At 64.0% G+C, this 23,221-nt stretch carries 23 protein-coding genes and 6 tRNA genes; 20 read left to right on the top strand and 9 right to left on the bottom strand.

Annotated features, from left to right (window positions below; all coding sequences use genetic code 11):
• Positions 1-23: 23 nt before the first annotated feature.
• Entirely contained in the window at positions 24-809 is a 786-nt protein-coding gene (locus D3F03_RS16580) for an SDR family oxidoreductase (RefSeq protein WP_119110545.1), read from the bottom strand.
• A 186-nt stretch (positions 810-995) separates the two neighbouring features.
• Between D3F03_RS16580 and D3F03_RS16575 the strand changes: the two genes are divergently transcribed.
• Complete coding sequence (locus tag D3F03_RS16575) at positions 996-1,820, top strand: type IV pili methyl-accepting chemotaxis transducer N-terminal domain-containing protein (protein ID WP_245960662.1); 825 nt, start codon at positions 996-998, stop codon at positions 1,818-1,820.
• A gap of 51 nt (positions 1,821-1,871) precedes the next feature.
• Here the strand turns inward: D3F03_RS16575 and D3F03_RS16570 are convergent, their stop codons facing one another.
• A complete protein-coding gene (locus D3F03_RS16570; RefSeq protein ID WP_119110560.1) occupies positions 1,872-3,305 on the bottom strand; it encodes an aldehyde dehydrogenase family protein in 1,434 nt (477 codons plus the stop codon).
• 239 nt (positions 3,306-3,544) lie between these two features.
• Here D3F03_RS16570 and D3F03_RS16565 point away from each other — a divergent pair, with 239 nt between their 5' ends.
• The 5 genes from D3F03_RS16565 to D3F03_RS16545 all read left to right on the top strand — a co-directional run bounded on the left by D3F03_RS16565 (position 3,545) and on the right by D3F03_RS16545 (position 8,110).
• Positions 3,545-4,699, top strand: coding sequence for a branched-chain amino acid ABC transporter substrate-binding protein (locus D3F03_RS16565; protein WP_119110544.1), 1,155 nt, complete (start codon positions 3,545-3,547; stop codon positions 4,697-4,699).
• A 19-nt stretch (positions 4,700-4,718) separates the two neighbouring features.
• Positions 4,719-5,360: an FMN-binding negative transcriptional regulator gene (locus tag D3F03_RS16560; RefSeq protein ID WP_119110543.1), complete on the top strand. Its 642-nt coding sequence runs from the start codon at positions 4,719-4,721 to the stop codon at positions 5,358-5,360.
• Position 5,361: 1 nt separating this feature from the next.
• A complete protein-coding gene (locus tag D3F03_RS16555; RefSeq protein ID WP_119110542.1) occupies positions 5,362-5,595 on the top strand; it encodes a hypothetical protein in 234 nt (77 codons plus the stop codon).
• Positions 5,596-5,662: 67 nt separating this feature from the next.
• Positions 5,663-7,063, top strand: coding sequence for a tRNA adenosine(34) deaminase TadA (gene tadA / locus D3F03_RS16550; RefSeq protein ID WP_425453166.1), 1,401 nt, complete (start codon positions 5,663-5,665; stop codon positions 7,061-7,063).
• Positions 7,064-7,111: 48 nt separating this feature from the next.
• Positions 7,112-8,110: an LD-carboxypeptidase gene (locus D3F03_RS16545; RefSeq protein ID WP_119110540.1), complete on the top strand. Its 999-nt coding sequence runs from the start codon at positions 7,112-7,114 to the stop codon at positions 8,108-8,110.
• A gap of 25 nt (positions 8,111-8,135) precedes the next feature.
• On the opposite strand, the gene D3F03_RS16540 is transcribed toward D3F03_RS16545, so the two are convergent.
• Genes D3F03_RS16540 through D3F03_RS16530 form a run of 3 tightly spaced genes read right to left on the bottom strand, consistent with a single transcriptional unit; the run spans position 8,136 to position 10,307 of the window.
• On the bottom strand, positions 8,136-9,170 hold the full coding sequence (locus tag D3F03_RS16540; RefSeq protein ID WP_119110539.1) for an HD-GYP domain-containing protein: 1,035 nt from the start codon (positions 9,168-9,170) through the stop codon (positions 8,136-8,138).
• Positions 9,170-9,820 carry a retropepsin-like aspartic protease family protein gene (locus D3F03_RS16535; protein ID WP_119110538.1) on the bottom strand — a complete coding sequence of 217 codons (651 nt, stop codon included), beginning with the start codon at positions 9,818-9,820 and terminating at the stop codon, positions 9,170-9,172. The genes D3F03_RS16540 and D3F03_RS16535 overlap by 1 nt, the downstream gene beginning before the upstream one ends.
• 1 nt (position 9,821) lies before the next feature.
• Positions 9,822-10,307 carry a YajQ family cyclic di-GMP-binding protein gene (locus tag D3F03_RS16530; RefSeq protein ID WP_119110537.1) on the bottom strand — a complete coding sequence of 162 codons (486 nt, stop codon included), beginning with the start codon at positions 10,305-10,307 and terminating at the stop codon, positions 9,822-9,824.
• Between the two features lie 60 nt (positions 10,308-10,367).
• On the opposite strand from D3F03_RS16530, the gene murB reads away from it, so the two are divergent.
• Complete coding sequence (murB, locus tag D3F03_RS16525) at positions 10,368-11,441, top strand: UDP-N-acetylmuramate dehydrogenase (protein ID WP_119110536.1); 1,074 nt, start codon at positions 10,368-10,370, stop codon at positions 11,439-11,441.
• A gap of 194 nt (positions 11,442-11,635) precedes the next feature.
• The gene (locus D3F03_RS16515) at positions 11,636-12,301 is read left to right on the top strand and encodes a 7-cyano-7-deazaguanine/7-aminomethyl-7-deazaguanine transporter (RefSeq protein WP_119110534.1); all 666 of its coding nucleotides are present in this window, start codon (positions 11,636-11,638) and stop codon (positions 12,299-12,301) included.
• Positions 12,302-12,397: 96 nt separating this feature from the next.
• Here D3F03_RS16515 and argG read toward each other — a convergent pair whose 3' ends face one another.
• The 4 genes from argG to D3F03_RS16495 all read right to left on the bottom strand — a co-directional run bounded on the left by argG (position 12,398) and on the right by D3F03_RS16495 (position 15,329).
• Positions 12,398-13,741, bottom strand: a complete 1,344-nt coding sequence (gene argG, locus D3F03_RS16510) for an argininosuccinate synthase (RefSeq protein ID WP_119110533.1) — start codon at positions 13,739-13,741, stop codon at positions 12,398-12,400.
• A gap of 3 nt (positions 13,742-13,744) precedes the next feature.
• On the bottom strand, positions 13,745-14,062 hold the full coding sequence (ppnP, locus tag D3F03_RS16505; RefSeq protein ID WP_119110532.1) for a pyrimidine/purine nucleoside phosphorylase: 318 nt from the start codon (positions 14,060-14,062) through the stop codon (positions 13,745-13,747).
• Positions 14,063-14,195: 133 nt separating this feature from the next.
• On the bottom strand, positions 14,196-14,843 hold the full coding sequence (locus D3F03_RS16500) for a glycine zipper 2TM domain-containing protein (RefSeq protein WP_119110531.1): 648 nt from the start codon (positions 14,841-14,843) through the stop codon (positions 14,196-14,198).
• 114 nt (positions 14,844-14,957) lie between these two features.
• Positions 14,958-15,329: an arsenate reductase gene (locus D3F03_RS16495; RefSeq protein ID WP_119110530.1), complete on the bottom strand. Its 372-nt coding sequence runs from the start codon at positions 15,327-15,329 to the stop codon at positions 14,958-14,960.
• Positions 15,330-15,377: 48 nt separating this feature from the next.
• Here D3F03_RS16495 and folC point away from each other — a divergent pair, with 48 nt between their 5' ends.
• The 12 genes from folC (at position 15,378) to D3F03_RS16435 (ending at position 23,216) form a co-directional block, all read left to right on the top strand.
• Positions 15,378-16,736 (top strand): bifunctional tetrahydrofolate synthase/dihydrofolate synthase, encoded by a 1,359-nt coding sequence (gene folC, locus D3F03_RS16490; protein WP_119110529.1) that lies wholly within the window; start codon positions 15,378-15,380, stop codon positions 16,734-16,736.
• A 14-nt stretch (positions 16,737-16,750) separates the two neighbouring features.
• The gene (locus D3F03_RS16485; protein WP_119110528.1) at positions 16,751-17,635 is read left to right on the top strand and encodes an SPOR domain-containing protein; all 885 of its coding nucleotides are present in this window, start codon (positions 16,751-16,753) and stop codon (positions 17,633-17,635) included.
• Between the two features lie 41 nt (positions 17,636-17,676).
• Entirely contained in the window at positions 17,677-18,165 is a 489-nt protein-coding gene (locus D3F03_RS16480) for a CvpA family protein (RefSeq protein WP_119110559.1), read from the top strand.
• A 91-nt stretch (positions 18,166-18,256) separates the two neighbouring features.
• Positions 18,257-19,765, top strand: coding sequence for an amidophosphoribosyltransferase (purF, locus tag D3F03_RS16475; protein WP_119110527.1), 1,509 nt, complete (start codon positions 18,257-18,259; stop codon positions 19,763-19,765).
• Positions 19,766-19,795: 30 nt separating this feature from the next.
• Positions 19,796-21,007, top strand: coding sequence for an O-succinylhomoserine sulfhydrylase (locus D3F03_RS16470; protein WP_119110526.1), 1,212 nt, complete (start codon positions 19,796-19,798; stop codon positions 21,005-21,007).
• Positions 21,004-22,425, top strand: coding sequence for a glutamate--tRNA ligase (gene gltX, locus D3F03_RS16465; protein WP_119110525.1), 1,422 nt, complete (start codon positions 21,004-21,006; stop codon positions 22,423-22,425). Before D3F03_RS16470 ends, gltX begins: the two co-directional genes overlap by 4 nt.
• 62 nt (positions 22,426-22,487) lie before the next feature.
• Positions 22,488-22,563 (top strand) — tRNA-Ala (locus D3F03_RS16460).
• 41 nt (positions 22,564-22,604) lie between these two features.
• Positions 22,605-22,680, top strand: a tRNA-Glu gene (locus D3F03_RS16455).
• 57 nt (positions 22,681-22,737) lie between these two features.
• Positions 22,738-22,814, top strand: a tRNA-Asp gene (locus tag D3F03_RS16450).
• A 74-nt stretch (positions 22,815-22,888) separates the two neighbouring features.
• Positions 22,889-22,964 (top strand) — tRNA-Ala (locus D3F03_RS16445).
• 42 nt (positions 22,965-23,006) lie between these two features.
• Positions 23,007-23,082, top strand: a tRNA-Glu gene (locus tag D3F03_RS16440).
• A gap of 57 nt (positions 23,083-23,139) precedes the next feature.
• Positions 23,140-23,216: transfer RNA gene (locus D3F03_RS16435), tRNA-Asp, on the top strand.
• Positions 23,217-23,221 lie beyond the last annotated feature (5 nt).

Here is a 23,221-nt window from a genome sequence, read left to right as displayed (position 1 = left end):
GGGTCATTCGCGGTCGGCAAGATTCACACGCAGCGCGCCCCATCCACCTCGATGCAGACGCCGCTGATGAACGCCGCCTCGTCGCTGGCGAGGTACAAGGCGGCGTTGGCCACATCCAGCGCGGTCGAAAAGCGCCCCAGCGGAATGGTGGCGAGAAACTTCGCCCGGCGCGCCTCGTCCACCGGGCCGCCGGCGAATTCGGCGGCCAGGCCGGTGTCGGGGTTGAACACGGGGTTCAAGCAATTGACGCGGATGTTCTCGGGCCCGAGTTCTGCGGCCATGGATTTGCTGGTGGTGATCACCGCGCCTTTGGAACCGTTGTACCAGGTCAGGCCTGGCCTGGGCCGCAGGCCCGCCGTGGAGGCGATGTTGATGAAACTGCCGCCACTCCTGGCCCCATCGGCCAGCGGTGGGTTGGCGCGCATGGCTGGCACGGCGTGGATGGCCGAGAGGTAGATGCTTTTCACGTTGATCGCATAGACCTTGTCGAAGTCCTCCTCGCACACTTCCAGCATGGGGCGGTTGCGGTGCGTCCAGCCGGCGTTGTTGACCACCACGTCGAGTCGGCCGTAGAGGCGCACAGCCTCCGCCACCAGGGCTTTCACATCGGCAGAGCGGGTCACGTCGGCGCGAAAGAACTGCGCCTCGCCACCGGTAGCCCGAATCGCTAAGGCCACGCGCTCGCCCGCATCGGCGTTGATGTCGTTGACGATGACGCGTGCGCCCTCGGCGGCCAGGCGCAGGGCAATGCCCTCGCCAATGCCGCTGCCGGCGCCGGTGACGATGATGGACTTCTGGGCGAGGCGCATGGGCGGGTCTTTCGTGGCAGTTGGAGGGACGGGGTGCTGGCCCGACGAGTGCCTATTCTGGCGCGAAGCAGGCGGGCGGGGCGGCTGTCTCGTGCACTGCTGCGACTTGATGCGGATCAGGTCGTTGAGCGCCGTGCCGCAACACAATCCGGGCTTAGGCCCAACCCGGGCCTTTTGGAGCCCATTGTGATTGCGCATTCTTCCTGCCGCCGCTCTCGCCTTGCCACCCGCCGTGCCGTGGTGCAAACCCTGGCAGCCGCCTTGCTGCTTCCCGCCATGAGCGCAGCGCAAGCGCAGATTGCGGTTTCCACGGCCATTAACCGCATCGCCCGCTACCGCGCTTTGTCGCAGCGCATCGCCAAGGCCTATGCGCAAATGCAACTGGCGGTGCTGCCCGATCAGGCGACCAGCGTCATGGCATCGGCCAGGAAGCTGGTGCGCTCGGGCTTTGAGGATTTGGCGAGCGTGCCCTGGCCCGCAGACCTGGCGCAGCAGATCACCGAGGTCCACAAATCGGTGGATACGCTCGAAGCGCTGCTCGTCATGCCGCCCACTGTGCAGTCGGTGGCTGCCGTGGCGGCGCAGGCCGACCGCATGCTGGCCGTCGCCAACACGGCGACCGAGGCGTTCGAGAAATCGTCCAAAGCCTCCACCGCCAAACTGGTAAACCTTGCCGGCCGCCAGCGTGCGCTCTCGCAGCGCCTTGCCAAGAACTATTTTCTGCTGGCCACCGGCGGCGATTTCAAAGGCGCGCGGGCGCAACTGGCAAGCGATGCGGACGAGTTTCACAAAGCCATGGCGACCCTGGCCTCAGCGCCGCTGTCCACGCCCGCCATTCGCGACGAGTTGGCGCTGGGCGATGGGCAATGGCTGTTCTTCAGCGCGGCTCTGCAGCGCAAGGCCGATGCGCGCGGCCTGGCTGATGTAGCGACCACGAGCGAGCGCTTGCTGGAGGTGACCGACCGCCTTACGAATCTGTACGACGCGGCGCTCAAGCAAGTGCTGGGCTGAGGTGCTGGGCGGAAACGCTGGCGATACGCCTGACCGGCGCTGAAACGGCCGTCAGCCGTGGCGGATGGCCACGGTCTTGAGCGTGGTGAAGCCATACAGCGCTTCAAAACCCTTCTCGCGCCCATAGCCCGACGATTTCACGCCGCCAAACGGCAGTTCCACCCCGCCGCCCGCGCCGTAGTTGTTGATGAACACCTGCCCGCATTGCAATCGCCGCGCCATCCGCAACTGGCGTGCGCCCTGCTGAGTCCATACGCCGGCGACCAGGCCGAAGCGCGTGCCATTGGCCAGCTGCACCGCGTGGTCCTCGTCGTCAAAGGGCATGGCACAGAGCACCGGCCCGAAGATTTCCTCTTGCGCCAGACGGTGCTCCGGGGGAACATCGCGCAGCAAGGTGGGGGCCGCGTAGAAGCCGCCCGGGGGCGCCTCAGGGACCACGCTGCCCTGGGCCACGGTGGCAATACCGGCGGTGTGGGCATCTTCCAGGAAGCCCAGCACGCGCTCCTTCTGCGTGGCGCGGATCAAGGGCCCGACATCGAGGTCCATGCTGGCCGGCCCGGCGCACAGGCCTGAAAACAGGGCGCCCAGGCGTTCGAGGAGCGGCTCGTACAGGCTGCGCTCGACCAACAGGCGCGAACCGGCCGAGCAGGTCTGGCCTGCGTTCTGCACGATGGCGTTGACGATGGCGGGGAGCGCCGCGTCCAGGTTGGCGTCGGCAAAGACGATCTGCGGGCTCTTGCCGCCAAGCTCCAGGGTCACCGGGCAGTGGCGTTCGGCGGCGGCCTGGGCGATCAGCGTGCCGACGCCGGGACTGCCGGTAAAGCTGATGTGGTCAATGCCGGCGTGGCGGGCCAGCGCGTCGCCCACCTCGTGCCCGTAGCCGGTGACGAGGTTGATCGCGCCGGGCGGAAACCCCACCTCGGCGGCCAACTGCGCCACGCGCAAGAGCGACAGGCAGGCGTCTTCGGACGGTTTGACGACGCAGGTGTTGCCCGCTGCCAGCGCGCCGCCCACGCTGCGGCCGAAAATCTGCATCGGGTAGTTCCACGGGATGACATGGCCTGTGACGCCATGCGCCTCGCGCCAGGTCAGGACGCTGGTGCCTTCCTGGTAGGGCAGGGTCTCCCCGTGCAGCTTGTCGCAGGCGCCGGCGTAGAACTCGAAGTAGCGCGCCAGTGCCAGGACATCGGCGCGCGCCTGGCCCGTGGGCTTGCCGCAGTCGCGTTGCTCCAGCGCGGCGAGTTGGTCGCCATGCGCCGTGATGGCATGGGAGAGCCGCATCAACAGCCGCCCGCGATCGGCCGGCGCCATGGGGCGCCACAGGGTCTCGAAGCAGTGGCGCGCCGCCTGTACGGCGCTGTCGATGTCGCTGGCGTCGCTGCGCTGGAGGTGGTCAAAGACCTGCCCGTCCGACGGATCAATGACGTCGAGCGTGCGACCGCTGGCCGAGGCAACCGGTTCGTTGGCGATGAAGTTGTTTTGCATGAAAAACATTGTGCGGCAAGCCTGCGTGCATTGCAAAAGTTTTTAAGCAAAATAGGCCTCTGTCGCCTTTATATAAAGCTTTGTAAGCTATAAAATAAATAGCACTTCCAATGCTGTACTTGCCTGCACGGGTGTTGCGGTACGACTACCATGTGGGTGCCGATGCGTCACACGGCGCGTCCCGCGTTTCTTGCCCTGTTGTGGGCTTTTTTTTGTGTTCTGTTTGGAGTTTGAGCGTCATGACCGTGTTTTCGATCCGCCCGCCACAGGCCCTGCCTCTGTGCCTTGCCACTGCCCTTGTTCTGGGCGCCTCCGCCGCATCGGCGCAGGACGTTCAGGTGGTGAAAATCGCCCACGCCGGACCGGTTTCTGGCGGCATTGCCCACATCGGCAAGGACACCGAAAACGGCGTGCGCATGGCGGTTGATGACCTGAACGCCGAGAAGCTCACCATCGGCGGGCACAAGATTCGTTTTGAGCTGATTGCCGAAGACGACGCCGGCGATCCGCGCCAGGCCACCGCCGTCGCACAAAAGCTGTGCGACGAGCATGCCGCTGGCGTGGTCGGGCATTTGCAGTCGGGCACGTCGATTCCCGCCTCCTCGGTGTACGCCAAGTGCGACCTGCCCAACATTACCGCCTCGGCTTCCAACCCCGATTTGACCAAACCCGGCTACCCCACCACCTTCCGCCTGATCGCCAATGACAACGCGCTCGGCGGCGCGCTGGCGCTGTTTGCGGCCGACTACTACAAGCTCAAGAACGTCGCCATCATTGACGACCGCACGGCTTACGGCCAGGGTGTGGCTTCCGTTTTCAAGGCAACGGCCAAGCAAAAGGGCATGAACGTGGTGGCCGAGGAGTTCACCACCGACAAGGCGACCGACTTCATGGCCATCCTCACCAAGATCAAGAGCAAGAAGCCCGACGCCATCTTCTACGGTGGGCTCGATGCGCAAGCTGGTCCCATGCTGCGCCAGATGGAGCAGCTTGGCCTGGCCAATGTGAAGTTCTTCGGCGGCGACGCGCTGTGCACGCCCAAGCTGCCCGAGTTGGCCGCCAAGGCCGCAACGCTGCGCAACGTGACCTGCGCCACGGGTGGCGCTTCGGTGGACAAAATGCAAGGCGGTGCCGACTGGAAGAAGCGCTACGACGCCAAGTTCCCCGGCCAGTTCCAGATCTACAGCCCCTATGCCTACGACGCCGCCATGGTGCTGGTCGACGCGATGAAGCGCGCCGACTCGGTCGACCCCAAGGTCTTCACGCCCTTCATTCACAAGGCGCAGTACCACGGTGTCACGGCCAACATTGCGTTCACGCCCAAGGGTGAGTTGACGGAACCTGCTGTCACGCTCTATACCTACAAGGACGGTTCGCGCGTAGCGCTGAACTAATTCCCGCACAAGGCACGCCATGTACCAGCCACCGCAGTTCCGTTCCACCGACCCGGCCCACGCGCGCGCCCTGATGCGTGCGCACCCACTGGCGAGCCTGGTGTCCACCGACGACAGCGGGTTTCCGGTGGTCTCGCACCTGCCGCTGCACCTGCGGGAGGTGGACGGTGAGCCGGGCGAAGCGCTGGTGCTTTTGGGCCACTGCGCGCGCGCCAACCCACATTGGCGCTACCTTGCGGCGCGGCCGCAGGCGCTGGTGACGTTTCTGGGGCCGGGCGCCTACCTCTCGCCCGCGGTCTACCCCGACCGGGCGCGCGTGCCGAGCTGGAACTACCTGGCCGTGCATTGCCGCGTCGAGGCGACGCTGGTGGACGAGGCAGAGGGCAAGGACGCACTCCTCAAAGCGCTGATCGGCCAGCACGAGCCGCCCTATGCCGCGCAGTGGCGCGCCCTGGACGAGGACTACACCAGCAAGATGCTCAAGGCCATCGTCGGCTTCGAACTGCGCGTGACCGAGCTGCAATGCACGCTCAAGCTGAACCAGCACCGCCCCGAGTCGCACGCGGCGCTGCATGCGCGCTACCGCGCCGGTGATGCCGACGCCCAGGCGCTTGCACATTGGATGGAAACGCTGGGGCTGGTTTCGACACAGGAGAAATGACATGCGCGCTGGTCTGGGGCTGGTTGCTTTGCTGGTGGCCCTTGCGCTGGTCGCGCTGATGACCCGCAAGAGCCTGGACACCACCCGTGCCGCCGTGCCAGCACTGCAGAGCGCTCCGGCCAGCGGTGCTTCGGCACCAGCGACGGTGCGCGACCAAAGCCAGCAGATTGAGCAGCACTACAAGAAGGCGCTGGAAAACGCGTTGAACCAACCGCGGCCTGAACCGGCAGAATGAATTTCAGGTCAAATTGGCCTCTATCGCATATGCAGTAAGCGCTACAAGCTATTAATTTGGTAGTGTTTTGGACTCTGACACCCACTTCATGCAACTGGCTCTGGCCGAGGCCCGGGCCGCCGCGGCCGCCGGCGAAGTGCCTGTGGGCGCCGTGCTGGTACGCGGCGGCGAAGTGGTGGCAACCGGCCGCAACGCCCCCTTGCAGGGCCACGACCCCACGGCACACGCCGAGATCGCCGCGCTGCGCGCTGGAGCGCAGGCGCTGGGCAACTACCGGCTGAGCGACTGCACGCTGTACGTCACGCTGGAACCCTGCGCCATGTGCAGCGGCGCCATGCTGCACGCCCGGCTGGCGCGTGTGGTGTTTGGCGCCGCCGACCCCAAAACGGGCGCCGCCGGTTCGGTGCTCGACCTGTTCGCCCACCCGCAGCTCAACCACCAGACGCAGCGTGTGGGCGGGGTGCTGGCAGAGGAATGCGGCGCCTTGCTCGCCTCCTTCTTCAAGGTCCGCCGCAGCGAGCAGCGCACCCGCGCCCTGGCTGCCCATCCGCTGCGCCAGGACGCGCTGCGCACGCCGGATGCCCGCTTTGCCGGCCTGCCGGGTTACCCATGGGAGCCCCATTACCTCAATGATCTTCCCGCGCTGGCCGGCCTGCGCCTGCACTACCTCGACGAAGGCCCGCAGGATGCACCGCTCACCTGGCTGTGCCTGCACGGCAATCCGACCTGGAGCTACCTCTACCGGCACATGGTTCCCGTGTTCCTTGCCGCTGGCCACCGCGTGGTGGCGCCCGATCTGATCGGTTTTGGCAAGAGCGACAAGCCCAAGAAAGACGCCTTTCACACCTTCGCATGGCACCGCCAGGTGCTGCTGGAGTTGATTGAGCGGCTTGACCTGCGGCGCTGTGTGCTGGTGGTACAGGACTGGGGCGGCATTCTGGGACTCACCCTGCCGATGGAAATGCCCGCGCGCTTTGCCGGTTTGCTGGCCATGAACACGCTGCTGGCGACGGGCGAGCAGCCGCTGCCCCCAGGTTTCATGGCTTGGCGCGAGATGTGCGCGCAAAAGCCCCTGTTTGGCGTGGGTCGGCTGCTGGGCCGTGGCAACCCGCAGATGACCGAGGCGGAATGCGGCGCCTACGATGCACCTTTCCCGGATGCCGGCTTTCGCGCCGCGCCGCGTGCCTTTCCGCCCATGGTGCCCGGCACCTTGGATGCGCCGGGCGCCGCTCTGTCACGGGCGGCACGTGATTTCTGGCAGAACGACTGGACCGGTCGCAGCCTGATGTTTGTTGGCGCGCAAGACCCGGTGTTGGGCGTTTCCGTGGTGCGGCATCTGGCAGCGCAGGTACGTGGTTGTCCGCCGCCCGTGGTGCTGCCGCAGGCCGGGCATTTCGTGCAGGAGCATGGTGGGCCGATTGCGCGGCAGGCTGTGGAATACTTCGGGCAGCCCGGTCCTGCGGCCTGAAACCGCGGGCCGCTGAACGTTTTACTTGCGCCTTGCCGCACTTTCGCCTTGTCCCACGATCACCATTTCCACACGCCCGGCGGCGGCTGCGATTGCGGCCATACGCACGGCCCGCGCCACATCTATATTTATTCGCCTTCGAGCGCGGTGCGCGACAAGGCGGCGTTTCGCCGTGGCGTCAAACGGCTGCAGGCGCTCGGCCACGAGGTAGAGGTCGACCGCGACGCCCTGGCGGTGCACACCCGCTTTGCCGGCGACGACGCCACGCGCATCGCCGCCATTGCCCGCGCGGCTGCCAGCGGCGCCGATGTGGCGCTGGTCTCGCGTGGCGGCTATGGGCTGACCCGCATCCTGCCGGGCATCGACTACGCCGCAGTGGCCAAGGCGGTGGAAGGCGGCATGCACTTTGTCGGTGTGAGCGACTTCACCGCCTTCCAGAGCGCGGTGCAGGCGCGTACCGGCGCCACCACTTGGGCCGGGCCCGCGCTGTGCCCCGATTTCGGCGTGGCAGGCGAGCCAGACGACATCATGGAAGCCTGCTTTGACGACCTGCTCACCGGTTATGGAGAAGGCACGGGCTGGCGCCTGCCGTATCCACGCAGCCGCGTCGCCCGCGAGAGCACGCCGGACTATGCGTTCGAGGTCCATGGCGCGCCGCTCTGGGGCGGCAACCTCGCCGTACTGGCCTCGTTGGTGGGCACGCCCTGGCTGCCGCAAGTCGAAGGCGGTGTGCTTTTCCTGGAAGACGTCAACGAGCACCCCTACCGCATAGAGCGCTTGCTCACGCAACTGCTCTACGCGGGGGTGCTGGCGCGGCAAAAAGCGGTGCTGCTGGGCCAGTTCACCGGGATTCGCCTGGCGCCGCACGACAAGGGGTTCGGCATGGACAGCGTGGTGCAGTGGCTGCGCAGCCAGATGGCGGTGCCCGTGCTCACCGGTTTGCCGTACGGCCATGTCGCGACCAAGGTGCTGCTCCCCGTGGGGGCCAGGGTCGATCTGGCGGTGCAAGGGCGCGATGCCATGCTCGTCTGGGGGCACCAGCACTAGCCAGTCGCCAGCGAAGGTCGGTGGCTTAAACCACGGCGCCGTGTGGTGTCAGTGCCGCCGCGCCACTGTGTGTGACCAGTGCCGCTGCCCGCTGCGCCGCGTACAGGCCAAGGCGCACCATGGTGCGGTGGTTCATGTCCACCGTCACGCTGGTGTGCGCCAGCGCCGATTGCACGCGCGGCTTGCCGGCTGCGGTGGGGTGAATCTGTGGTTCGTGACAGTGCGCGCCGCTCGCGTCGAGCACGCTGGCCACCAGCGGCATATTGGGCTTGTCGCCCCGGCGCAGCACGATGGCGGTATCACCGTTGTCCAGGCGCACAAAGGTGCCGGGCGGGCACAGGCCCACGGTGCGGACCAGCATCAGGCCGACTTCGTCGTGCTGGTCGATCTCCTGGCCGACCAAGGCACGTACCGAATCGGTGGCGCTGCGCCCGGCGCGTGACTTGCGCGGGCTGATCATGGCGGCGTAGCGGTCGATGGTGCCCAGAATGCGGGTAAGGCGGTCTACTGGCGACAACTGCGCCAGCAGTGTTGATGCGGGCAGATTGCCGTGGTGCTGGCCCACGATGTCGAGCCACAGGTCATTGCTGATATCCAGTTGCTCGAGCAGGTCCTGGCTTTTGCGTGGGTGTTCGGCAATGGCCTGCCGCTGCGCGGGACTGGGCGCTTCGCGTTGCACCGCAAGTTCGTCCTGCATCTGTGTCATGCCGATGTTCATGGTGAGCGCGGCGCGCACCAGGGCATTGCGTTCGTGGTCGGGCAGGTTGAACTCGCGTGCCATGATGTGGCACAGCGTGCCGCAGACCAGCGCGTGCGATGCGCTGTAGCCTACCGTCGAGGTCGAGGCAAGCTGGAACATCAGGTAGAGCGATGCATCGATGTCGTGCGCTACGAGTTCCTGTAGCCAGCGGTCGAACTGGCGCAGCTTGGCACCGAAATCGTGCACATGGGTGGGCCTGGAGAGCAGCACCGACAGGGCGGATTCCAGATCTCCCCAGAGACTGAGCAAGTCCTCATACTCTTCGTCGTGGGGGTTGCGCGCCAGCGCCTCGGTTGCCATCAGCGCTTCTCTAGCACCATTTGCTGGGCGTTGCGCGTCATTTGCAGTTCCGACAAAAAGCTGTTGCCGAGCAGCACAAAAGGCATGGGCTGCGGGGTGACGACAGCGTCAATGCCAAACAGCTCGATACCGCCCAGGCGCACCGAATCGAGCTTGACCTGCCAACCTTGTGCGGTACCGTTGGCCGTGCGTATGCCTACCATCCGGCCCTTGCGGAAATCGAGCCCCATGCGTTCCGCGTCGGCTTGGCCCATGGCAACCATTGAAGCGCCGGTATCGACCATGAACATGGCCGTGCGCCCATTGACCTGGCCTTGCTGCATATAGTGGCCCAGGCTGTCGGGCGCCAGCACCACGCGTAGGCTCGCCCCGCTTCCCCCGACGCTCACTGGGGCGCCCAGGCGCAGATTGCGCCGCTGACCATCGACCTCGACCACCGCGCCGTCGCCATTGACGGAGATCAGGGTGATGCCAAGGTAATGCTCGCCGGGTGCCACCGCGTGCGGTGCGCTGCCACCCACTACCAGCAAGGCCTTGCTGCCCAGTACGCCGGCCAGCACGGCATCGGCCGCTTGGGCCGTTGCCGCGGCGCCGAGCGCAAACCCCAGCGCCAGGCACGCTGCGGAAAGACGGGGCGTGGCGCGGGCCATGTCAGTCGCGAAAGTTGTTGAAGGTCAGCGGCATATCGGTGATCTCCTTGCGGATCAGTGCCATCGCTGCCTGCAGGTCGTCGCGCTTGGCGCCGGTGATGCGCACCTTCTCCTCTTGAATGGCGGCCTGCACCTTGAGCTTGCTGTCCTTCATCAGTCTTTGCAGCTTCTTGGCCAGCTCGCTCTCGATGCCGTTGCGCACCTTGATGACCTGTTTGACCTTGTCGCCGCCGACCTTCTGCGGTTTGCCGATGTCGAGGAAGCGCACGTCCACGTTGCGCTTGGTCAGCTTGCCCCGCAGTAGGTCTTCCACTTGCGTGAGCTGGAATTCGGCGTCACCGAACATCGTGATTTCCTTGTCCTTCAGCTCCACGGCGGCCGATGTGCCTTTGAAATCGAAACGCGTGCCGATTTCCTTGGCCGCGTTCTCGACGGCGTTCTTCACTTCCACAAAATCGGCTTCACAAACGGTATCGAACGATGGCATGGCAGCAGGACTCCTCAAGAAAATGCGCCCGGATAGGGGGCAAATGCGACAATTCGCCCAATGTTAGTCGAGAAAAACTGCTCGCTTCAGCCCTACAACACCTTTGGCATCATGGCCCGTGCGGAAACACTGGTGCATGTGCGCTCGGTCAAGGATGTCCAGGAACTGCGAGCCTTCCCACCGCTGGCCAGCCAGCCTTTGTTCATTTTGGGCGGCGGCAGCAATGTGGTGCTCACCGGCGATGTCCAGGGCGTGGTGGTCAAGGTGGAAATTCCCGGCCGGCGCCTCGTCGCGGAAACCTCAGATGCCTGGATCGTGGAGGTTGGCGCCGGAGAGAACTGGCACGACACGGTCGCATGGACCCTGGCCCAGGGTTGGCCCGGTCTGGAAAACCTGGCACTCATTCCCGGCACGGTGGGCGCCGCGCCCGTGCAGAACATCGGCGCCTACGGTGTCGAGCTGCAGGACCGCTTTGATTCGCTGGATGCCATCGATCTGGCCACCGGCGAGCTTTTTTCGCTCGACGCCGCGCAATGCGGCTTTGGCTACCGCGATTCGGTGTTCAAGCACCCGCCCGTTGAAACGGCCGAGCCCGGCCGCCCGGCGTGGGGCATGGGCTTGGCGGGCCGCGCCGTCATCACGCAGGTGCGCTTTCGCCTGCCCAAGGCGTGGAAGCCTGAGCTGGGCTACCTGGAGCTGGAGCGCTGCGCGCAAGAAGCGGGTACGGGCGAACCCACGGCGCAGCAGATCTTCGATTGGGTGTGCGACATTCGCCGCGCCAAGCTGCCCGACCCCGCCGTCATCGGCAATGCCGGCAGCTTTTTCAAGAACCCCACCGTCACGCCCGAGCAGTGCCAGGACATCATCGCCCGCGACCCCAAAATCGTGCACTACGCGCTGCCCGACGGCCGCATCAAGCTCGCGGCCGGTTGGCTCATCGACGCCTGCGGCTGGAAGGGCAAAACCGTGGGCAAGGCAGCGGTCTATGAAAAGCAGGCGCTGGTGCTGGTCAACCGCGGCCACGGCACCGACAGCGTGACCGGCGGGGAGGTGATGACGCTGGCCAAGGCCATACAGACCAGTGTGTATGAGCGTTTTGGCATCCGGCTGGAGCCGGAGCCGGTGGTGGTTTGACGCATTTTTTTGGGTGGCTGCCGGCGCCTCTTTGATGGGGTGGCGACGCAGACAAGCCTGCGAGCGGTGCTGCGCGAACGCATGGCCGTGGCGCTGTCCGATCCGCGTGGCACGCAAGAGGTGAATACAATCGCCACCCGGCACTATCGCCACCACATGGGTTCCCTCGCCCCCATTCATCAAAAAGGAGTGCCATGAGCACCATCCAGGCAACGCCGACGCGCGTGCCGCTGTACCTGTCCCTCCTGGTGGCGTCCCACGTCGCCATCGTCATCGCCAGCAATTACCTGGTGCAACTGCCTATCACCCTGCTGGGCTTTCACAGCACTTGGGGGGCGTTCAGCTTCCCCTTCATTTTTCTGGCGACCGACCTGACCGTGCGCCTGATCGGCAAGACGCATGCGCGCCGCGTGATCACCCGCGCCATGCTGCCCGCGCTGCTGGCCTCGTACATCGTCGGCGTGCTGTTCCACCAAGGCCACTTCAATGGTTGGAGCGCCCTGGGCGACTTCAACACCTTCGTGTTTCGCATCGCATTCGCCAGTTTTGCGGCCTATGCACTGGGTCAATTGCTCGACATCCAGGTGTTTGACCGCATCCGCCAGCGAAGCCGGGCCTGGTGGCTGGCGCCCGCAGCCGCCTCGGTGTTTGGCCAGGCGCTGGACACGGCGGCCTTTTTCTCTATCGCCTTCTGGCACAGCCCCGATGCCTTCATGGCTGCGCACTGGGTTGAAATCGCCTGGGTCGATTACGCCATCAAGCTGGGCGTGAGCCTGCTGCTGTTCGTGCCCGCCTACGGTGTGGTGCTGGCCGCCATCGTGCGCTCCATCGGCCGTGCACCGGAGCCCGCCGCGGCGTGACAAAAGAAAACCGCCTGGCTTTACAGGCAGGCGGTTTGCTATATATTTTGTAGCTATTAGCGCTTATAGATAAAGCGCTAGAGGCCAATTTCTTACTTATTTCTTGGTGCTGCCGTCGCCCAACTGCGCCAGCGCGGCGTTGCCACCCAGCGACAGCAGGCCCGCGTTGGCGTAGATGCCGAGCTTGGCACGCGTGTCCACGATGTCGAGGTTGCGCATGGTGAGCTGGCCGATGCGGTCTTGCGGTGAGAAAGGCGCGTCTTCCACCTTTTCCATCGACAGGCGCTCCGGGTGGTAGGTGAGGTTGGGGCTCTCGGTGTTGAGCAGCGAGTAGTCGTTGCCCCGGCGCAGCTCCAGCGTCACGCTGCCGGTGACGGCGCGCGCGATCCAGCGCTGGGCACTCTCGCGCAGCATGATGGCTTGCGGGTCGAACCAGCGGCCCTGGTACAAGAGGCGCCCGAGTTTCAGGCCGTTCATGCGGTACTGCTCGATGGTGTCCTCATTGTGGATGCCGGTCACCAGGCGCTCGTAGGCGATGTGCAGCAGCGCCAGGCCGGGGGCTTCGTAGATGCCGCGGCTCTTGGCTTCGATGATGCGGTTCTCGATCTGGTCGCTCATGCCCAGGCCGTGGCGGCCGCCGATGCGGTTGGCTTCCAGAATCAGCTCGACGGGGTCGTTGAACGCGACGCCGTTGAGCGCCACGGGCTGGCCTTCTTCAAACCGCACCGTGACTTCTTCCGCCTTGACGGCAACGTCTTCCTTCCAGAAGGCCACGCCCATGATGGGGTTGACGATGCGAATGCCGCTGTTCAAAAACTCCAGGTCCTTGGCCTCGTGCGTGGCGCCGAGCATGTTGCTGTCGGTGCTGTAGGCCTTCTCGGCGCTCATCTTGTAGCCAAAGCCGTGCTGCGTCATGAAGGCCGACATTTCGGCGCGGCCGCCCAGTTCGTCAATGAACAGCTGGTCGAGCCAGGGCTTGTAGATCTTGAGCGAGGGGTTGGTGAGCAGGCCGTAGCGGTAGAAACGCTCGATGTCGTTGCCCTTGAAGGTGCTGCCATCACCCCAGATGTTGACGTCGTCTTCCTTCATGGCGGCCACCAGCATGGTGCCGGTGACGGCACGGCCCAGTGGCGTGGTGTTGAAGTAGGTCAGTCCGCCGGTGCTGATGTGGAACGCACCGCATTGCAGCGCGGCGATGCCCTCATGGGCCAGCTGCGTGCGGCAGTCGATCAGGCGCGCCTTTTCGGCACCGTATTCCATGGCCTTGCGCGGAATGGCGTCGTAGTCGGCCTCGTCGGGCTGGCCCAGGTTGGCGGTGTAGGCGTAGGGCAGGGCGCCCTTCTGCTTCATCCACAGCAAAGCAGCGCTGGTGTCCAGGCCGCCGGAGAATGCGATACCGACCTTCTGGCCGAGAGGGAGGTGTTGGAGGATGGTGGCCATGGTTCAGCCGAAGTGGCAGATGTAGTGGTAGGCGCCTGTGACGCGGATGTCGAACTGGCTGTTGCCGGGCACGCTGAAACGTTCACCCGTGCCAGATGCCACCCAGGTGTCGCTGCCGGCGAGGCGGTACTCGCAGGAGCCGCCAACGCCTTCCATCGTTTCCGGCGCACCGGTTTTGAAGGTCAGCGTCGCGGGCAGGATCACGCCCACCGATTTCTTTGTTCCATCAGGGAATGTGATGCCGTGGCTGACGCATTTGCCATCGAAATACACGCTGGCCTGGGTGGTGACGGACACGCCGTCGATCTTTTCGGTGGTCATGGTGGTGCAGAACGCTTTGGGGTGAGCTTGAGACGGGGAGATTTTAGGCCAGCCCTGTCTGCCTCATGGGGCCGCTGCTCGCGCGCACGGTAGGCCATGAAAAAAGGCCCCGAAGGGCCTGGTGGTCTGCCGCTTAGCGCCAATGGTGGCGCGGCGGTGGGTAGGGATAGTAGGGGCGTGGGCTCTCGTAGCCGTAATCAATGATCGTCACGCCAGGCGTTACCACAGGCTGCGGCGGCATGGGGGCCGTGGCGTACGGCGAGACGACCACCCCGCGCTCGCTGTAGCCGTTGTCGTCGTAGGGCTGGTCGTAGCCTTGTTGCTGCGGTTGTACGCTCAGGGCGATATAGCGGCCCGGGTCGGTTTGGGTGCGCGTGGTGTAGCGTTTGCCGGCGTATTCATAGACCACGTCGTAGCCTGCGGTGCGGTTTTCGTAGGACATTTGGGTGCCGCAGCGCTGCACGTTCTGGTACTCGGGCCGGCCATTGCCTTCGATTTGGTTGCCCAGCAGGGCCCCGCCAATCACGCCAATCGCCGTGGCAGCGGCGCGCCCGCTACCTCCACCGATGGCGTTGCCGGCTGCGCCGCCAGCGATGGCGCCCAGCACCGCGCCGCCGCCGCTGGTTTGCGGCCCCGTGTACACCGTCTCGTTACCGCACACCTGCCGCGGAACGGCCACCTGTTCAATGATGGGCGTGACCGACAGCACGCGGCCGCGTTCCTGTGCGACGGCCATGGCCGATGCACTGGCAATCAGCGAAAACAGCAAAATCTTCTTCATGGTGATCCCCTTTCAAAAGCGCCTATACAACGCGCCAAGGTGAAGGAAAGTTTATCCAGCGGCCATGAATGGCGATGGTGCGCGCCGTAAATCTGCGTAAAGAAGTGTGCGCAATCAGGCGCTTGGCGGGTTTTTGTTGCGCGGCTCCCAGTCTGTGGGGTCAAACCCCGTGGTGATGTCGCCGTTTGGCCATTCGACCACGGGCCTGCGGATGGCGCTGGGATGCGCCAGCAGCAGTGCCAGCGCCCGTGTATCGCCCGTCACGGCCGCCTGCTCGGCGGCGTCGAGCTGGCGCCAGGTGGTTCCCTTGCGGTTGACAAGCGCCTTGTGGCCCAGCACCTCCAGCCAGCGCGCCAGCGCGTCTTGCGGCACGCCGGACTTCTTGAAGTCATGGAACTCGTAGGACACGCCCCGGCCAGACAGCCAGGCGCGTGCCTTGCGCACGGTATCGCAGTTGGAGAGGCCGTAAAGCACAGGGTTTTTCATGCATCCATCATGGCCCAAACCGCGACTCGGAGGACAATCGTGCCCCGTATGCCAGCAACCCCACCTATTACCCTTCAGGATTGGCTCGCCCACTGCGAGCGCATCCATCCGCAGCAGATCGACCTGGGCCTGGAGCGCGTGCGCGCAGTGGCCGAGCGGCTCAATCTGCATTTTGATTGCCCCGTGATTACCGTTGCCGGGACCAATGGCAAGGGTTCGACCTGCGCCATGATCGAGGCCGTGGCGCTCCAGGCTGGCTACCGCACCGGTGTGTACACCTCGCCGCACCTGGTGCATTTCGAAGAGCGCTGCCGCATTCATGGCGAAGCGGTAAGTGCTTCTGAGTTAATAGCAAACTTTGAAGCCGTAGAGAGCGCCAGAGGCCAAAATGGCCAAGAAATCTCGCTCAGCTACTTTGAATTCACAACGCTGGCCATCCTGCGCCTGATGAGTCTGGCCAAGCTGGATCTCGCCATTCTGGAAGTCGGGCTGGGTGGCCGGCTTGATGCGACGAATATCGTGGACGCCGATTGCGCGGTCATTACCAGCATTGACATCGACCACACCGAGTACCTCGGGCCTGACCGTGAAAGCATCGGGCGAGAGAAGGCGGGCATCATGCGCACCGGCCGCCCGGCCATCGTCTGCGACCCGATGCCGCCGCAGAGCGTGGTGGACCATGCGCGCGAAATTGGTGCCGACCTCTGGCGTTTCGGCCATGATTTCAACTTTTCCGGTGACAAACAGCAATGGAACTGGGCTGGCCGGGGTCGCCGCTATGCCGGCATGGCCTATCCGTCACTGCGCGGCGCCAACCAGCTGGTCAACGCCTCAGGCGCACTGGCGGCGCTCGACGCGCTGCGCGATCGGATTCCAGTGACGGCGCAGGCCGTGCGCAATGGTCTGGGCATGGTCGAACTGGCTGGGCGTTTCCAGATCGTGCCCGGCGAGCCGACGCTGGTGCTTGACGTGGCCCACAACCCGCATGCTGTCGCTGCGCTCACGGCCAACCTGGATGCAATGCGCTTTCATCCGACGACGCACGTCGTCTTCGGTGCCATGGCTGACAAAGACATCAAAGGCATGCTGGCGAGAATTGGCCTCTTGGTGGACCGCTGGTATTTCACCGATTTGCCCACTGCGCGTGCTGCCAGCGCCGCCGATCTCGCGCAACTCTGGGAAAGCCTGGCGGCCGGTCTGAGCAGACGAAAGGGCATCCCGGTGAGCCTGCACGCAACGCCCCAGGAGGCGCTTGATGCGGCGGTGGCCGCGGCGGGTGCCGCTGATAGAATCGTCGTTTTTGGCTCTTTCTACACGGTAGGCGGTGTCCTGGAGCATGGCACGCCCAAGTTGCAGGCCAAGCACCTTGGCTGGAGCACCAGCAAAAGCGGTGTAAGCAAGCCTTAGTTTTCTACCCATTCATGGCACTTTTCAAGATTCGCTGGCCCGGGCAACAAGCTGCAGAGGGCAAGCCTGCCAAGGTAGCACGGGCAGTGCGCGGCGAAACCGTAGAAGTCATGCGCCGGCGTGCCCGGCATCGCTTGATCGGTGCCGCCTTGCTGGTACTGCTCGGGGTGGTGGGTTTTCCGCTGATCTTTGACACCCAGCCGCGTCCCATTCCGGTCGACACCCGCATCGAAATCCCTGACCGTGACAAGGTAGCGCCCCTGGTGGTACCTGCGGTGGTGGCACCCCCTGCGGCGAGCACCGAGGCTGCGCCTGTAGTGGCTGCGCGTGCGTCAGAACCCGTGGTCAAAGTCGCCAAGCCCGCTCCAGAGCATGCGGTTGTGCCTGCCCCTGTGCACAAGGATGCCAGCAAACCTGCCTTTACCGAGGCCAAGCCGCAGGCCGTCGCGAACAAGAGTGAGACCAGGAGTGCGGCCAAGAGCGAGCCCCGGAGCGAAGCCAGAACCGAGCCACCCGCAGTGGTCGTTCGTTCACCCGCGCCCCCAGTTGCGTCTGTCAACGAGGCCGATCGGGCGCGTGCACTGCTTGAAGGGCGTTCGGGCAAAGTGGCCGCCGCCACTCTGGCGGCAACGCCGACGGCTGCGGCTGCGGCTGCGGCTGCGGCTGGCGGCGATCGCTTTATCGTGCAAGTCGGCGCGTTTTCTGACGAAGCCAAGGCGCGCGAAGCGCGGCAAAAGCTAGAGCGGGCAGGCATCACGACCTATACGCAGGCGGTGCAGACCAAAGATGGAATGCGCACCCGTGTGCGTGTGGGACCGTTCCAGGGGCGTGAGCAAGCCGAGAAGGCTTCGGCAAAGATCAAGGCCCTTGGCTTGCCGGCTGCGATCCTCACCTTGTGAGCCGCGTGCCAGAAAAAATGCCCGACGCGTCTTCGCTGCAACTGGCTGCACTCGACTGGGTGCTGCTGGCGGTGGCGTTTGCCTCTTTATTGCTGGGTGCGTGGCGCGGGCTGGTATACGAAGTGCTTTCCCTTCTGGCTTGGGTGGCGGCGTTTTTGGTTGCCCAGTGGTTCGCAGCAGCGGCGGCGGCCCTTTTGCCTATGGGCGAGGCAGCTGAGCCGGTTCGTTATGCGGCGGGCTTCGTCCTTGTGTTTATCGCTACGCTGTTTGCGTGCAGCCTGGTGGCCTGGTTGGCAAAGAAGCTGATAGAAGCGGTTGGGCTGCGGCCGGTGGATCGGGTGTTGGGCGCCGTTTTTGGCGTGGTGCGCGCCGGGGTGCTGGTGCTGGTGCTGGGCGTAGTGGCGCAATTGACCCCCATAGGGTCTGCTGCCTGGTGGACCGGGTCGCTCAGCGGGCCGCGCATCGCGAGCGTGCTTCAGGGCTTGCGCCCTGCATTGCCCGAAAAATTCGGCTCCATGCTGCCGGCCTGAGTCATGGCCGTGGAATGCTATTTTTGAAGACTGGCATCGCCAGTCCCTTCGGTGCAATGCGGGTCATGGCCTGCGAATGGATGGAACCAGTATGTGTGGAATTGTGGGTGTGGTCAGTGGAGCGCCCGTCAACCAATTGATCTACGACGCGCTGCTGCTGCTCCAGCACCGGGGTCAGGATGCAGCGGGTATCGTGACGCAGGAGGAGCGCAAGTTCTTCATGCACAAAGCAAAAGGCATGGTGCGCGACGTGTTTCGCACACGCAACATGCGCGCGTTGCCCGGCAATTCGGGCCTGGGCCAGGTTCGGTATCCCACTGCAGGCAATGCCTTCAGCGAAGAGGAGGCTCAGCCGTTTTATGTCAACGCTCCCTTTGGCATCGTATTGGTGCACAACGGCAACCTGACCAACGCCACGGCCCTGCGAGCGGAGCTTTTTTCCACCGACCACCGCCACACCAATACCGATAGCGACTCCGAGGTCTTGCTCAACGTGTTCGCCCATGAGCTAGAGCGCGCGACGCGTGGCATACCCTTGCAACCCGACGATGTGTTCAAGGCGGTGCGGGCAGTGCACAAGCGCATTCGCGGCTCGTACGCGGTGATCGCCCTGATTGCGGGCCATGGCCTGGTAGCCTTTCGCGACCCCTATGGCATTCGACCGCTCGCGATGGGGCGCAGCCCAGACGGCGCCATCATGTTGGCCAGCGAGTCCGTCGCTATCGAGGGGACAGGACACCAATTCGAGCGCGACGTGGCGCCCGGCGAAGCGCTCTTCATTGATCTGGCTGGCAATGTGCATGCCCAGCAGTGCGCCGATGCGCCGCAGCACTTTCCTTGTGTGTTCGAGTACGTCTACCTTGCCCGTCCCGATTCAGTGCTCGACGGCATTTCGGTGTACCAGGCGCGGCTCAATCTGGGCGCTTCGCTGGCCACGCGGGTCGTCTCGACGGTGCCGCCCAGTGAAATTGATGTGATCATTCCAATTCCGGAGTCCAGCCGCCCAAGCGCGACGCAGCTTGCGCATCTGCTGGGGGTGCCGTACCGCGAAGGTTTTGTGAAAAATCGGTATGTGGGTCGCACCTTCATCATGCCGGGCCAGGAAGTGCGCAAGAAATCGGTGCGGCAAAAGCTCAATGTGATCGCCAGCGAGTTCAAGGGCCGCAATGTGCTGCTGGTGGACGATTCCATCGTACGTGGCACTACCAGCCGCGAAATCGTGCAAATGGCGCGCGAAGCGGGGGCGCGCAAGGTGTACCTTGCCAGCGCGGCGCCACCGGTGCGCTATCCCAACGTGTATGGCATTGACATGCCCACCAGCGATGAGCTGGTGGCCCATGGTCGTACCGTTGAAGAAATTCGCGCACTGATCGGTTGCGATGCGCTGATCTACCAGGATGTAGACGCCATGAAAAAGGCCGTGGGTGAGGGCAACCCTGCTTTGTCGGGTTTCGATGCCTCCTGCTTCGACGGCATCTATGTGACGGGTGACATTGGGCCCGACGATATTGCGCGCCTCAATGCGGGTCGCAAGGGTGTTGGGGCCGAAGAGGAAGAAGACGCCTCGCGTCTGGCCCTGCCCAACGCAGCGGCCGCGTAATGCATTGTGTCCAATGAAAGAAAGAGTTTGATGACGGCATTCGATAGCACTGGCCTGCACCCTGACACCCTGGCGGTTCGCCAGGCTGTGCCGCGCAGCCAGTATGGCGAGCACTCCGAAGCGCTGTATCTGAGCAGCAGCTTTGTTCAGCCTGACGCCGAAACGGCGGCACGGCGCTTTGCCGGTGAGGAAGCAGGCTACACCTATACCCGTACGGCCAATCCCACGGTGACCAGTTTCGAGCAGCGGCTGGCGGCGATGGAGGGCACCGAGGCGGCCATCGCTACCGCCAGCGGCATGTCGGCTATCCTGCTGATGTGCCTGGCACTGCTCAAGGCGGGCGACCATGTGGTGTGCTCTCAGTCGATGTTCGGCTCGACCATGAAGCTCATCGCGGGCGAGTTCTCGCGCTTCGGCGTGCAATCGAGTTTTGTCCCGCAGACCAATGTGGCGGCTTGGCGCGCAGCGATACGACCGGAGACGCGGCTGCTGTTTGCTGAAACCCCGACCAACCCGCTGACCGAGCTGTGCGACATCCGCGCGCTGGCCGATTTGGCGCACGAAGCGGGCGTGCTGCTGGCGGTGGACAACTGTTTTGCTTCGCCAGCGCTGCAAAAACCAGCGGCACTGGGCGCAGACCTGGTCATTCATTCGGGCACCAAGTTCCTCGACGGCCAGGGCAGGGTGATGGCGGGCGCCGTGTGTGGCCCGCGCGCGCTCATCGAAGACAAGCTCGCACCTTTGATTCGCACGGCCGGCATGAACCTTTCGCCTTTTAACGCCTGGGTGGTGTTGAAGGGGTTGGAGACGCTCTCCATTCGCATGCAGGCGCAAGGCGCCAATGCGCTGGCGCTGGCGCAATGGCTGGAAGCGCACCCGTCGGTGCAGCGCACGTTCTATCCTGGTTTGGCTTCGCATCCGCAGCACGAACTCGCCATGCGCCAGCAATCGGGCCAGGGTGGCGCGGTGGTGTCGTTTGTGGTGGGCGGCAAGGATGCAGTTGCGGCGCGGGCCAGGGCCTTTCAGGTCATTGACAGCACCCGCATCTGCAGCATCACGGCCAACCTGGGCGATACCAAGACCACGATTACCCACCCGGCGAGCACCTCGCATGGCCGCCTGACCGATGCGCAGCGCGATGCTGCCGGCATCGGCCAGGGGCTCATCCGCCTCGCCGTTGGCCTGGAACATATTGACGATTTGAAGGCCGACCTCGCGCGCGGCCTGGACATGCTGAAATGAACGATTCACAAAATTCTGTTGCAGCACGGCGCGTGCGCACCCGCTTTGCACCGTCGCCGACGGGGTTCATTCATTTGGGAAATATCCGCTCGGCCCTCTACCCCTGGGCATTTGCACGCGCCACGGGTGGCGACTTCATCCTCCGTATCGAAGACACGGACGTCGAACGCTCGACACAGGCGGCCGTCGATGTGATTTTGGAAAGTCTTGAGTGGTTGGGCATGCAGCCGGATGAAGGCCCGTTCTACCAGATGCAGCGCATGGATCGCTACCGCGAGGTGCTCGAGCAACTCAAGGCGGGTGGCCATGTCTACCCCTGCTACATGTCGATGCAAGAGCTCGACGCCCTGCGCGAGCAGCAGATGGCGAACAAGGAAAAACCGCGCTACAACGGCCTGTGGCGCCCTGAGTCGGGCAAGCAGTTGCCGCCCATCCCCGAAGGCGTGCAACCCGTGCTGCGTTTTCGCAACCCGCAGGGTGGGGTGGTCGCGTGGGACGACAAGGTCAAGGGCCGGATTGAAATCCGCAACGACGAGCTCGACGACCTGGTGATTGCCCGGCCTGACGGCACGCCCACCTACAACTTTTGCGTGGTGGTGGACGATATCGACATGGCCATCACGCACGTCATTCGCGGCGATGACCATGTGAACAATACCCCGCGCCAGATCAATATCTTCCTGGCCCTGGGTGCACAGCCTCCGGTGTATGCGCACCTACCGACCGTGCTCAATGAACAGGGTGAGAAGATGAGCAAGCGCCACGGTGCCAAGCCCGTGACGCAATACCGCGACGAAGGCTATCTGCCCGACGCCATGATCAATTACCTGGCGCGTCTGGGCTGGAGCCATGGCGACGATGAAATCTTCAGCCGCCAGCAATTTATCGAGTGGTTTAATCTGGACCACCTGGGGCGCAGCGCTGCGCAATTCGACGAAGCCAAGCTGCGCTGGGTAAATTCCCAGCACCTCAAGGCGATGGAGGACGGAGCACTGGCCCAATTGGTTGCGCCGCAACTGGCAAAACGCGGGTTCGCCGCGTGTGATGCAACCCAATTGCGCGCCGTGTGTGCGTTGTTCAAGGACCGCTGCGACACCACCGTAGCGTTGGCCGATTGGGCAGAGCGCCTGCTGGGCGAGAGCGTCCCTGAGGCGGCGCAGGAGCGCGCAGAGCATGTCACGGCAGCGGTGGTGCCGGCATTGGATACGCTGGCCAAGGCGCTTGCCGAATGCCCTTGGGAGCGGCCAGCCATTGCTGCGGCCATCAAGAAGACCCTCGCCGAGCATGGACTGAAAATGCCACAGCTCGCGATGCCGGTTCGTGTGCTGGTGGCAGGCACGGCGCACACGCCTTCGGTGGACGCCCTGCTTGAACTGATGGGGCGAGAAAAAGTTCTTGCTCGGCTCGGTAAGCGCTAAAAAAGCTGTCTATAATTCAAGGCTCAGGTGATTGCCGCAAAACATGTTTTGTGGCTGTCCAGGGGGGTATAGCTCAGCTGGGAGAGCGCTTGCATGGCATGCAAGAGGTCATCGGTTCGATCCCGTTTACCTCCACCAAAATTTGTCGGTTTGTTGGTATCGGTTAGTTCCAAGGTTTTGACCCCATCGTCTAGAGGCCTAGGACATCACCCTTTCACGGTGAGTACCGGGGTTCGAATCCCCGTGGGGTCGCCAAGTTGTAGCGCTTGGCTTGTTTGAATTTTGGTTCAGACAAGCGAAAGCTGCCTGCCAGGAGTGGTAGTTCAGTTGGTTAGAATACCGGCCTGTCACGCCGGGGGTCGCGGGTTCGAGTCCCGTCCACTCCGCCAGTTTGAAACCCTTGCAGGTCGCAGGATGTGCAAGGGTTTTTCTTTGACCTGAAGCCAGGGATGCAAGGAAGTTTGGGGGTATAGCTCAGCTGGGAGAGCGCTTGCATGGCATGCAAGAGGTCATCGGTTCGATCCCGTTTACCTCCACCAAAATTTGTCGGCTTGTTGGTAATCGGTTAGTTCCAAGGTTTTGACCCCATCGTCTAGAGGCCTAGGACATCACCCTTTCACGGTGAGTACCGGGGTTCGAATCCCCGTGGGGTCGCCAAGTTGTAGCGCTTGGCTTGTTTGAATTTTGGTTCAGACAAGCGAAAGCTGCCTGCCAGGAGTGGTAGTTCAGTTGGTTAGAATACCGGCCTGTCACGCCGGGGGTCGCGGGTTCGAGTCCCGTCCACTCCGCCAGTTTT

It is taken from the genome of Simplicispira hankyongi, assembly GCF_003570885.1.
In the GTDB taxonomy this organism is placed as follows: domain Bacteria; phylum Pseudomonadota; class Gammaproteobacteria; order Burkholderiales; family Burkholderiaceae_C; genus Simplicispira; species Simplicispira hankyongi.
This window is presented reverse-complemented; position numbering and strand designations above follow the sequence as displayed.